Source organism: Pseudomonas sp. 9.3L (genome assembly GCF_058536285.1).
In genome coordinates this window covers 4036613-4047393 of the sequence record NZ_JBZUBK010000001.1, presented here as the reverse complement: position 1 = coordinate 4047393, position 10781 = coordinate 4036613, and the positions used below count along the sequence as shown (strand labels likewise).

9 protein-coding genes are annotated in these 10781 nt (G+C 56.2%); all 9 read left to right on the top strand.

Features of this window, described 5'->3' with window-relative positions:
• Positions 1-4 precede the first annotated feature (4 nt).
• The 9 genes from rpoC (at position 5) to rplW (ending at position 10774) form a co-directional block, all read left to right on the top strand.
• Positions 5-4204, top strand: a complete 4200-nt coding sequence (rpoC, locus tag AC4LE2_RS18755; protein ID WP_491827349.1) for a DNA-directed RNA polymerase subunit beta' — start codon at positions 5-7, stop codon at positions 4202-4204.
• A gap of 174 nt (positions 4205-4378) precedes the next feature.
• The gene (rpsL, locus tag AC4LE2_RS18750) at positions 4379-4750 is read left to right on the top strand and encodes a 30S ribosomal protein S12 (RefSeq protein WP_003186084.1); all 372 of its coding nucleotides are present in this window, start codon (positions 4379-4381) and stop codon (positions 4748-4750) included.
• A 102-nt stretch (positions 4751-4852) separates the two neighbouring features.
• The gene (gene rpsG, locus AC4LE2_RS18745; RefSeq protein ID WP_040261491.1) at positions 4853-5323 is read left to right on the top strand and encodes a 30S ribosomal protein S7; all 471 of its coding nucleotides are present in this window, start codon (positions 4853-4855) and stop codon (positions 5321-5323) included.
• A 30-nt stretch (positions 5324-5353) separates the two neighbouring features.
• On the top strand, positions 5354-7474 hold the full coding sequence (gene fusA, locus AC4LE2_RS18740) for an elongation factor G (RefSeq protein WP_491827345.1): 2121 nt from the start codon (positions 5354-5356) through the stop codon (positions 7472-7474).
• 27 nt (positions 7475-7501) lie between these two features.
• Complete coding sequence (tuf, locus tag AC4LE2_RS18735) at positions 7502-8695, top strand: elongation factor Tu (RefSeq protein ID WP_491827344.1); 1194 nt, start codon at positions 7502-7504, stop codon at positions 8693-8695.
• A 140-nt stretch (positions 8696-8835) separates the two neighbouring features.
• A complete protein-coding gene (gene rpsJ / locus AC4LE2_RS18730; protein ID WP_003232414.1) occupies positions 8836-9147 on the top strand; it encodes a 30S ribosomal protein S10 in 312 nt (103 codons plus the stop codon).
• 80 nt (positions 9148-9227) lie between these two features.
• Positions 9228-9863, top strand: coding sequence for a 50S ribosomal protein L3 (gene rplC, locus AC4LE2_RS18725; protein WP_491827343.1), 636 nt, complete (start codon positions 9228-9230; stop codon positions 9861-9863).
• Positions 9864-9875: 12 nt separating this feature from the next.
• On the top strand, positions 9876-10478 hold the full coding sequence (rplD, locus tag AC4LE2_RS18720; protein WP_491827341.1) for a 50S ribosomal protein L4: 603 nt from the start codon (positions 9876-9878) through the stop codon (positions 10476-10478).
• Positions 10475-10774: a 50S ribosomal protein L23 gene (rplW, locus tag AC4LE2_RS18715; protein WP_168085197.1), complete on the top strand. Its 300-nt coding sequence runs from the start codon at positions 10475-10477 to the stop codon at positions 10772-10774. Before rplD ends, rplW begins: the two co-directional genes overlap by 4 nt.
• The last annotated feature ends 7 nt before the right edge of the window (positions 10775-10781 follow it).

Genomic DNA, 10781 nt, shown 5'->3' with positions numbered 1-10781 from the left:
GGCTTTGAAAGACCTGTTGAATCTGCTGAAAAACCAGGGTCAAGTCGAAGAATTCGACGCCATCCGTATCGGCCTTGCTTCGCCCGAAATGATCCGTTCATGGTCATTCGGTGAAGTCAAGAAGCCCGAAACCATCAACTACCGTACGTTCAAGCCTGAACGCGACGGTCTTTTCTGCGCCAAGATCTTTGGCCCGGTAAAGGACTACGAGTGCCTGTGCGGTAAGTACAAGCGCCTCAAGCACCGTGGCGTCATCTGCGAAAAGTGCGGCGTTGAGGTTGCACTGGCCAAGGTTCGTCGCGAGCGCATGGCGCACATCGAACTGGCCTCGCCTGTTGCTCACATCTGGTTCCTGAAGTCGCTGCCATCGCGTATCGGCTTGCTGATGGACATGACCCTGCGGGACATCGAACGCGTACTCTATTTCGAGAGCTACGTAGTGATCGATCCGGGCATGACCACGCTCGAAAAAGGCCAATTGCTGAACGACGAGCAGTACTTCGAAGCCCTCGAAGAGTTCGGTGACGATTTTGACGCCCGTATGGGTGCTGAAGCCGTCCGTGAGCTGCTGCACGCCATCGACCTGGAACACGAAATTGGCCGCCTGCGCGAAGAGATTCCGCAGACCAATTCCGAGACCAAGATCAAGAAGCTGTCGAAGCGCTTGAAGTTGATGGAAGCCTTCCAGGGCTCCGGCAACCTGCCTGAGTGGATGGTCCTGACCGTTCTGCCGGTGCTGCCGCCTGACTTGCGTCCGCTCGTTCCATTGGATGGTGGCCGCTTCGCCACATCCGACTTGAACGACCTGTACCGCCGGGTCATCAACCGTAACAACCGCCTTAAGCGTCTGCTGGATCTGTCTGCGCCCGATATCATCGTGCGCAACGAGAAGCGCATGCTTCAGGAAGCGGTTGACGCCCTGCTGGACAACGGCCGTCGTGGTCGTGCCATTACCGGTTCCAACAAGCGGCCTTTGAAGTCCTTGGCTGACATGATCAAGGGCAAGCAGGGTCGTTTCCGTCAGAACCTGCTCGGCAAGCGTGTGGACTACTCAGGTCGTTCGGTAATTACCGTAGGCCCAACCCTGCGCCTGCATCAGTGTGGTCTTCCCAAGAAGATGGCATTGGAGCTGTTCAAGCCGTTCATCTTCGGCAAACTTGAAGTGCGTGGCCTGGCCACTACCATCAAGGCAGCGAAGAAGATGGTCGAACGCGAGCTGCCCGAGGTTTGGGACGTTCTCGCTGAAGTCATCCGCGAACACCCCGTACTGCTCAACCGCGCGCCTACCCTGCACCGTCTGGGTATCCAAGCGTTCGAGCCGGTGTTGATCGAAGGCAAGGCCATCCAGCTGCACCCACTGGTCTGCGCGGCGTACAACGCCGACTTCGACGGTGACCAGATGGCCGTTCACGTTCCGCTGACGCTTGAAGCTCAGTTGGAAGCGCGCGCGCTGATGATGTCCACCAACAACATCCTCTCGCCCGCTAACGGCGAGCCGATCATCGTACCTTCGCAGGACGTGGTTCTGGGTCTGTACTACATGACCCGTGAAGCCATCAATGCCAAGGGCGAGGGGCGTATTTTTGCCGACTTGCAGGAAGTTGACCGTGTCTTCCGTGCTGGCGAAGCCGCCCTACATGCCAAGATCAAGGTGCGTATCACCGAAACGGTGAACGACCGTGACGGCGGCAGCGTGACCAGCACCCGTATCGTTGACACTACCGTTGGCCGCGCGTTGTTGTTCCAGGTGGTGCCTGCCGGTCTGCCTTACGAAGTCGTCAACCAGCCCATGAAGAAGAAGGCTATTTCCAAGCTGATCAACCATTGCTACCGCGTGGTGGGTTTGAAGGAAACTGTCATCTTCGCTGACCAGTTGATGTACACCGGTTTTGCATACTCGACCATTTCCGGCGTTTCGATCGGCGTTAACGATTTCGTTATCCCCGACGAAAAAGCACGCATCATCGGTACCGCTACCGAAGAAGTGAAGGAAATCGAAAGCCAGTACGCTTCTGGCCTGGTTACTCAGGGCGAGAAGTACAACAAGGTGATCGACCTCTGGTCGAAGGCGAACGACGAAGTGTCCAAAGCGATGATGGCCAACCTTTCGAAAGAAAAGGTCATCGATCGTGAAGGCAAGGAAGTCGATCAGGAGTCCTTCAACTCCATGTACATGATGGCGGACTCCGGTGCACGTGGTTCGGCTGCTCAGATCCGTCAATTGGCGGGTATGCGTGGCTTGATGGCCAAGCCGGACGGGTCGATCATCGAGACGCCGATCACTGCGAACTTCCGTGAAGGCTTGAGCGTACTCCAGTACTTCATTTCAACGCACGGTGCGCGGAAAGGCTTGGCGGATACCGCACTTAAGACTGCAAACTCCGGTTACCTAACCCGTCGTTTGGTAGACGTTGCCCAGGATCTGGTAGTAACCGAGATCGACTGTGGTACCGAGCACGGCCTGTTCATGACCCCGCACATCGAAGGCGGCGACGTGGTAGAGCCGTTGGGTGAACGCGTACTGGGTCGTGTCATTGCCCGTGACGTGTTTAAGCCTGGCACCGAGGACGTTATCGTTCCTGCCGGTACTCTGGTGGACGAAAAGTGGGTTGAGTTCATCGAGCTAAACAGCATCGACGAAGTGATCGTTCGCTCGCCGATCAGCTGCGAAACCCGCTTCGGCATCTGCTCCAAGTGCTACGGTCGTGACCTGGCTCGTGGTCACCTGGTTAACATCGGTGAAGCGGTCGGCGTTATCGCTGCCCAGTCCATCGGTGAGCCGGGTACCCAGCTGACTATGCGTACCTTCCACATCGGTGGTGCCGCAAGCCGGACCTCTGCTGCAGACAGCGTACAGGTGAAGAACGGCGGCATGGTGCGTCTGCACAACCTCAAGCACGTCGAGCGTGCGGACGGCAATCTGGTGGCGGTCTCTCGCTCCGGTGAGCTGGCCATCGCCGATGAGTTCGGTCGTGAGCGTGAGCGTTACAAGCTGCCGTATGGTGCGGTGATCTCAGTCAAGGAAGGCGACAAGGTAGACGCCGGGTCCATCGTGGCCAAGTGGGATCCGCACACCCACCCCATTGTGACCGAAATGAAGGGTACCGTGACCTACGTGGGCATGGAGGAAGGCATCACGATCAAGCGTCAGACCGATGAACTGACCGGCCTGACCAACATTGAAGTACTTGACGCCAAGGATCGTCCTGCCGCAGGCAAGGAAATCCGCCCAGCCGTGAAGATGGTAGGTGCTGATGGCAAGGATCTGCTGTTGCCAGGTACCGACGTACCGGCTCAGTACTTCCTGCCAGCTAACGCGCTGGTGGGCGTGGCGGACGGTGTTCAAGTGGGCGTGGGTGATGTAATCGCCCGTATCCCGCAAGAAACGTCGAAGACCCGTGACATTACCGGTGGTCTGCCACGCGTAGCCGACCTGTTCGAAGCGCGTCGTCCGAAAGAAGCTTCGATCCTGGCGGAAGTCAGCGGCACCATTGCGTTCGGTAAGGAAACCAAAGGCAAGCGTCGCTTGGTTATTACCCCGAACGACGGCAGCGATCCGTACGAGGAGCTGATTCCAAAGTGGCGTCACCTGAACGTGTTCGAAGGCGAACAGGTTAACCGCGGCGAAGTGATCTCCGACGGCCCAAGCGATCCGCACGATATCTTGCGCCTGTTAGGTGTGAGCGCCTTGGCCAAGTACATCGTCAACGAGATCCAGGACGTTTACCGGCTTCAGGGCGTGAAGATCAACGACAAGCACATCGAAACCATTTTGCGCCAGATGCTGCGCAAGGTAGAGATTGCCGAGTCGGGTGATTCCAGCTTCATCAAGGGCGACCAGATGGAACTCACGCAGGTGTTGGGCGAGAACGAACGCCTTGCAGCTGATGACAAGTTCATGTCCAAGTTCACCCGTGTGCTGCTGGGTATCACCAAGGCATCGCTGTCCACGGAATCCTTCATTTCCGCGGCCTCCTTCCAGGAAACCACTCGGGTACTCACCGAGGCAGCGGTTACCGGCAAGCGAGATTATCTGCGCGGTTTGAAAGAAAACGTGGTGGTGGGCCGTCTGATCCCTGCCGGTACGGGCCTGGCCTATCACAGCGAGCGTAAGCGTCGCCGTGAAGCCGACAAGCCGATGCGTGTAAGCGCGAGTGAAGTGGAAGCCGCATTGACGGAAGCCCTGAACTCGAGCGGCAACTGACAGGGCGGTGCGCCTACCTGCTAGCGTGCCTAGTGGGTAGACGTGCTTTGCCTTGACTGAGGGGCGAGGGATCTTTAGACTCTCGTACCCCTAAATTTGGCGGGGCTTTTGCCCTGCCATTTGTTTTTCCAAGTAGGGCAACAAAGCGTCGAAAGACATCAGTGGAGCTTAAAGATGGCAACGATTAACCAGCTGGTACGTCAGCCGCGCAAGCGTATCGTCGAGAAATCCGACGTACCTGCGCTGCAGAACTGCCCGCAGCGTCGTGGCGTGTGCACCCGCGTGTACACCACTACGCCGAAAAAACCTAACTCGGCACTTCGTAAAGTATGCCGTGTGCGCCTGACCAACGGTTTCGAGGTTTCCTCGTACATCGGCGGTGAAGGTCACAACCTGCAAGAGCACAGCGTCGTGCTGATCCGTGGCGGTCGTGTAAAAGACTTGCCAGGTGTGCGTTACCACACCGTACGCGGTTCCTTGGACACCTCAGGTGTCAAGGGTCGTAACCAGGGTCGTTCGAAATACGGTACCAAGCGTCCTAAGTAAGGATTGCTTGCTGTACCCAGCAGTCAACATTTTTATTGAGTCGATAAGAGTAAGGTCGGGCACAGTCCCGGGCTAACCTGAAGACCGTTTGAGGGCTTATCAATGCCAAGACGTCGTGTAGCAGCCAAGCGTGAAATTCTGGACGATCCGAAATACGGTAGCCAGATCCTCGCCAAATTCATGAACCACGTGATGGAAAGCGGCAAAAAAGCCGTTGCCGAGCGCATCGTTTACGGCGCTCTGGAAACGGTCAAGGCCCGCAAGAACAGCGATCCCCTGGAAATCTTCGAGAAAGCTCTCGACGCCATCGCTCCGCTGGTCGAAGTAAAGTCCCGTCGTGTAGGCGGTGCAACTTACCAGGTGCCGGTTGAAGTTCGTCCATCCCGTCGTAATGCTCTCGCCATGCGTTGGCTCGTAGACTACGCCCGCAAGCGCGGCGAGAAGTCCATGGCACTGCGTTTGGCTGGTGAGCTGCTTGATGCTGCTGAAGGTAAAGGCGCCGCGGTCAAGAAGCGTGAAGACGTGCACCGTATGGCCGAAGCCAACAAGGCCTTCTCGCACTACCGCTTCTAATATCAGCGTCACTCACTTTGCGAGGGCTTTATGGCTCGTACAACTCCGATTAACCGCTACCGTAACATCGGTATCGTTGCCCACGTGGATGCTGGTAAAACCACCACCACCGAGCGCGTGCTGTTTTACACCGGCGTGAACCACAAAATGGGCGAGGTGCATGATGGCGCCGCGACCATGGACTGGATGGTGCAGGAGCAGGAGCGTGGTATTACCATTACCTCCGCTGCGACTACCGCCTTCTGGGCAGGTTCGAACAAGCAGTTCGACAAGCACCGCTTCAACATCATCGACACCCCCGGTCACGTTGACTTCACCATCGAAGTAGAGCGCTCCTTGCGCGTACTCGACGGCGCTGTCGTTGTGTTCTGCGGCACGTCGGGTGTAGAGCCACAGTCCGAAACCGTATGGCGTCAAGCCAACAAGTACGGTGTTCCACGTCTTGTGTACGTGAACAAGATGGACCGTGCTGGCGCAAACTTCCTGCGCGTTATCGACCAGATCAAAAAGCGTCTGGGTCATACCCCTGTTCCTATTCAGCTGGCTATCGGCGCGGAAGACAACTTCCAAGGCCAGATCGACCTGCTGACTATGGAAGCGGTGTACTGGAACGACGACGACAAGGGCATGGCTGCACGCCGTGAGCCGATTCCTGCAGAACTGCAGGAACTGGCTGAAGAATGGCGTGCAAACATGATTGAAGCCGCCGCAGAAGCTAACGAAGAGTTCATGAACAAGTACCTAGAAGGTGAAGAACTCACCCTCGAGGAAATCAAAGCGGGTCTGCGCCAGCGGACTATCGCAGGTGAAATCGTTCTGGCTGTTTGTGGCTCTTCCTTCAAGAACAAGGGCGTTCCCCTGGTACTTGATGCGGTCATCGACTTCCTGCCTGCGCCTGTGGACATTCCAGCTATCAAGGGTTCCGACCCTGATGACGAGACTGTCGAAATGGAGCGTCATGCAGACGATAACGAGCCTTTCTCGGCCTTGGCATTCAAGATCGCGACTGACCCATTCGTGGGTACCTTGACCTTCGCTCGTGTTTATTCGGGTGTTCTGAACTCCGGCGACGGCGTGATCAACTCGGTTAAAGGCAAGAAAGAGCGCGTGGGTCGTATGGTGCAGATGCATGCCAACACCCGTGAAGAGATCAAGGAAGTACGCGCTGGCGACATCGCGGCCTTGATCGGCATGAAGGACGTCACCACCGGTGACACCCTTTGCGCAGCTGACAAGCCAATCATCCTTGTGCGCATGGACTTCCCGGAGCCGGTTATTTCGGTTGCCGTAGAGCCAAAGACCAAGGACGACCAGGAAAAGATGGGCATCGCACTGGGTAAGCTTGCCCAGGAAGACCCGTCTTTCCGCGTCAAGACCGACGAAGAAACCGGCCAAACCATTATTTCTGGTATGGGTGAGCTTCACTTGGACATCCTTGTCGACCGTATGCGTCGTGAGTTCAATGTCGAAGCTAACATCGGTAAGCCACAAGTGTCCTACCGTGAGCAGATCACCAAGGACAACGTTGAGATCGAAGGCAAGTTCGTCCGTCAGTCTGGTGGTCGTGGTCAATTCGGTCATTGCTGGGTTCGCTTCTCGAAGCCCGACATGGACGAAAACGGCAACATCACTGAAGGCCTGGTGTTCACCAACGAAGTGGTAGGTGGTGTTATTCCTAAGGAATACATTCCAGCCATTCAGAAGGGCATCGAAGAGCAGATGAAAAACGGCGTTGTTGCCGGTTATCCTCTGATCGGCTTGAAGGCAACGGTTTTCGACGGTTCGTACCACGACGTCGACTCCAACGAAATGGCGTTCAAAGTGGCCGCCTCGATGGCAACTAAGCAGCTAGCCCAGAAGGGCGGTGGCGAAGTGCTCGAGCCGATCATGAAAGTCGAAGTAGTAACCCCTGAAGACTACATGGGTGACGTGATGGGTGACCTGAACCGTCGTCGTGGTCTGATCCAGGGTATGGAAGACACCGTTTCGGGCAAGGTCATCCGTGCCGAAGTGCCGCTGGGCGAAATGTTCGGTTACGCAACCGACGTGCGCTCTATGTCCCAGGGCCGTGCCAGCTACTCCATGGAATTCTCCAAATACTCGCCAGCGCCTTCGAACATTGTCGAAACGCTGGTTAAAAAACAAGGTTAACTCCCTTTAGGCAAGAGGTTCACTGTCGTGGCTAAAGAAAAATTTGATCGTTCCCTACCGCACGTTAACGTTGGCACCATTGGCCACGTTGACCATGGTAAAACTACGCTAACTGCTGCTCTGACCCGCGTCTGCTCCGAAGTTTTCGGCTCGGCTCGTGTTGATTTCGACAAGATCGACAGCGCCCCGGAAGAAAAGGCTCGTGGTATCACAATCAACACCGCTCACGTTGAATACAACTCGAGCATTCGTCACTACGCTCACGTTGACTGCCCAGGTCACGCTGACTATGTGAAGAACATGATCACTGGTGCTGCGCAGATGGACGGCGCAATCCTGGTGTGCTCGGCCGCTGATGGTCCGATGCCTCAGACTCGTGAGCACATCCTGCTGTCCCGTCAGGTAGGCGTTCCCTACATCGTCGTGTTCCTGAACAAGGCCGACATGGTAGATGATGCTGAGCTGCTGGAACTGGTTGAAATGGAAGTGCGTGACCTGCTCAGCACCTACGATTTCCCAGGCGACGACACCCCGATCATCATCGGTTCAGCGTTGATGGCCCTGAACGGCCAGGACGACAACGAGATGGGCACTACGGCTGTGAAGAAGCTGGTCGAGACCCTCGATAGCTACATTCCTGAGCCTGTTCGTGTTATTGACAAGCCGTTCCTGATGCCAATCGAAGACGTGTTCTCGATCTCCGGTCGCGGTACTGTGGTAACTGGCCGTATCGAGCGCGGTATCGTCAAGGTCCAGGATCCTCTGGAAATCGTTGGTCTGCGTGATACCACTGTCACCACCTGCACCGGCGTTGAAATGTTCCGCAAGCTGCTGGACGAAGGTCGTGCCGGCGAAAACTGTGGCGTGCTGCTGCGCGGCACCAAGCGTGACGACGTTGAGCGTGGCCAGGTTCTGGTCAAGCCAGGCACTGTCAAGCCGCACACTACCTTCGAAGCCGAAGTGTACGTGTTGAGCAAGGAAGAAGGCGGTCGTCACACGCCGTTCTTCAAAGGCTACCGTCCACAGTTCTACTTCCGGACCACTGACGTGACCGGTAACTGCGAACTGCCGGAAGGCGTTGAAATGGTAATGCCAGGTGACAACGTTAAACTCGTTGTTACTCTGATCAAAACCATTGCAATGGAAGATGGCCTGCGCTTCGCAATTCGCGAAGGCGGTCGTACCGTTGGTGCTGGCGTTGTAGCCAAAATCATCGCGTAAGCTTCCTGCCTCGAAAGAAGCCTCCGCCTAGCGGGGGCTTTTTTATTGGGTTGACACCTGTTAGGGGCGTCTATAGAATCACGCCTCCTTTTAACGGGCGTGGTCCGTCTGTGGGGAATGAGTCTGGAGTCTGAAATCCAATGCAAAATCAGAAAATTCGAATCAGGTTGAAGGCATTCGACCATCGCCTGATCGACCAATCCACCCAGGAAATCGTGGAAACCGCGAAACGTACTGGGGCACAGGTGCGTGGTCCAATCCCACTGCCTACCCGTAAGGAGCGGTTCACTGTCCTGGTCTCTCCGCACGTCAACAAAGACGCGCGCGATCAGTACGAAATCCGTACTCATAAGCGTGTTTTGGACATCGTTCAACCAACGGACAAAACCGTTGATGCGCTGATGAAGCTCGACCTCGCGGCAGGCGTGGAAGTACAGATCAGCCTCGGCTAAGACCCGTGTCTTGGTCGTGTAACGCTCTGAAATGGGCGGCCATAGCGGGTGAAAGCCCCGTACACTCATGAGGTTACAACATGACTATTGGTGTAGTCGGTCGTAAGTGCGGTATGACCCGCATCTTCACCGAAGATGGTGTCTCTATTCCGGTTACGGTCATTGAGATCGAGCCGAATCGCGTCACTCAGTTTAAAACCGAAGAATCCGATGGCTATCGCGCAGTGCAAATCACTGTGGGCGAGCGCCGTGCTTCGCGCGTCACTGCTGCTCAAGCAGGTCACTTCGCCAAGGCGAACGTAGCTGCTGGCCGTGGCGTCTGGGAATTCCGTCTTGAAGAAGGCGATTACCAGGCAGGCGATCTGATCAACTCGGAACTGTTCGCAGCAGGCCAACTGGTAGACGTTACCGGTCAGTCCAAAGGTAAAGGCTTTGCCGGTACCATCAAGCGCTGGAACTTCCGTGGTCAGGACAATACCCACGGTAACTCCGTTTCCCACCGCGTTCCGGGCTCCATCGGCCAGTGCCAGACTCCTGGTCGTGTCTTCAAGGGCAAAAAGATGTCCGGTCACATGGGCGCCGAGCGCGTGACCGTCCAGTCCCTGGAAGTGGTCCGCGTAGACGCTGAACGTAACCTGCTGCTCGTCAAAGGCGCCGTTCCTGGTGCTACTGGCGGTGACGTAGTTGTACGTCCAGCTGTTAAGGCTCGCGGTTAAGGGGAAGCTGACATGCAATTAAATGTAAATGACGCGCAAGCGATCGAAGTTTCCGAACTGACCTTTGGTGCCGAATTCAACGAGACCCTGGTTCACCAGGCCGTTGTAGCCTATATGGCTGGTGGTCGTCAGGGCAGCAAGCAGCAAAAGACCCGTTCGGACGTATCCGGCGGCGGCAAGCGCCCATGGCGCCAGAAGGGCACAGGCCGTGCTCGTGCCGGTACTATCCGTAGCCCACTGTGGCGTGGTGGTGGTACTACTTTCGCAGCTCGCCCTCAGGACCACTCTCAGAAACTCAACAAGAAGATGTATCGCGCAGCATTGCGCTCCATCCTTGGTGAGCTGGTTCGTACCGAGCGCCTTGTAGTGGTTCAGGACTTCGCTGTCGAAGCACCGAAAACCAAAGAGCTGCTGGGCAAGCTGAATGGCTTGGGCCTGACCGACGTGCTGATCGTTTCCGAAGCTGTTGATCAGAACCTGTACCTGGCTGCTCGCAACCTGCCGCACGTCGACGTACGTGACGTTCAAGGTTCCGACCCGGTAAGTCTGATCGCTTACGACAAAGTGTTGATCACTGTGTCGGCCGTGAAGAAATTCGAGGAGCTGCTGGGATGAACCAGGAACGCGTATTTAAAGTTCTGCTTGGTCCGCACGTATCCGAGAAGGCCACCGGCCTGGCTGAAAAGAAAGGCCAGTTCGTCTTCAAGGTTGCGACTGACGCTACTAAGTTGGAAATCAAGAAAGCCGTTGAAACTCTGTTCGACGTTAAAGTGGAGCGCGTGACTACCCTGAACGTATTGGGTAAGACCAAGCGTACCGCTCGGGGTCTGGGCAAGCGTAATGACTGGAAGAAGGCGGTTGTCGCTCTTCAGCCAGGCCAAGATCTCGATTTCAGCAGCAGTGCTGAGTAAGGAAGGG

Bases quoted from the DNA above. Each gene is read 5' to 3' on its own strand.
- rplD (WP_491827341.1), top strand. From the start codon at position 9,876: ATGCAATTAAATGTAAATGACGCGCAAGCGATCGAAGTTTCCGAACTG.
- rplC (WP_491827343.1), top strand. From the start codon at position 9,228: ATGACTATTGGTGTAGTCGGTCGTAAGTGCGGTATGACCCGCATCTTC.
- rpsJ (WP_003232414.1), top strand. From the start codon at position 8,836: ATGCAAAATCAGAAAATTCGAATCAGGTTGAAGGCATTCGACCATCGC.
- fusA (WP_491827345.1), top strand. From the start codon at position 5,354: ATGGCTCGTACAACTCCGATTAACCGCTACCGTAACATCGGTATCGTT.
- rpsL (WP_003186084.1), top strand. From the start codon at position 4,379: ATGGCAACGATTAACCAGCTGGTACGTCAGCCGCGCAAGCGTATCGTC.
- rplW (WP_168085197.1), top strand. From the start codon at position 10,475: ATGAACCAGGAACGCGTATTTAAAGTTCTGCTTGGTCCGCACGTATCC.
- rpsG (WP_040261491.1), top strand. From the start codon at position 4,853: ATGCCAAGACGTCGTGTAGCAGCCAAGCGTGAAATTCTGGACGATCCG.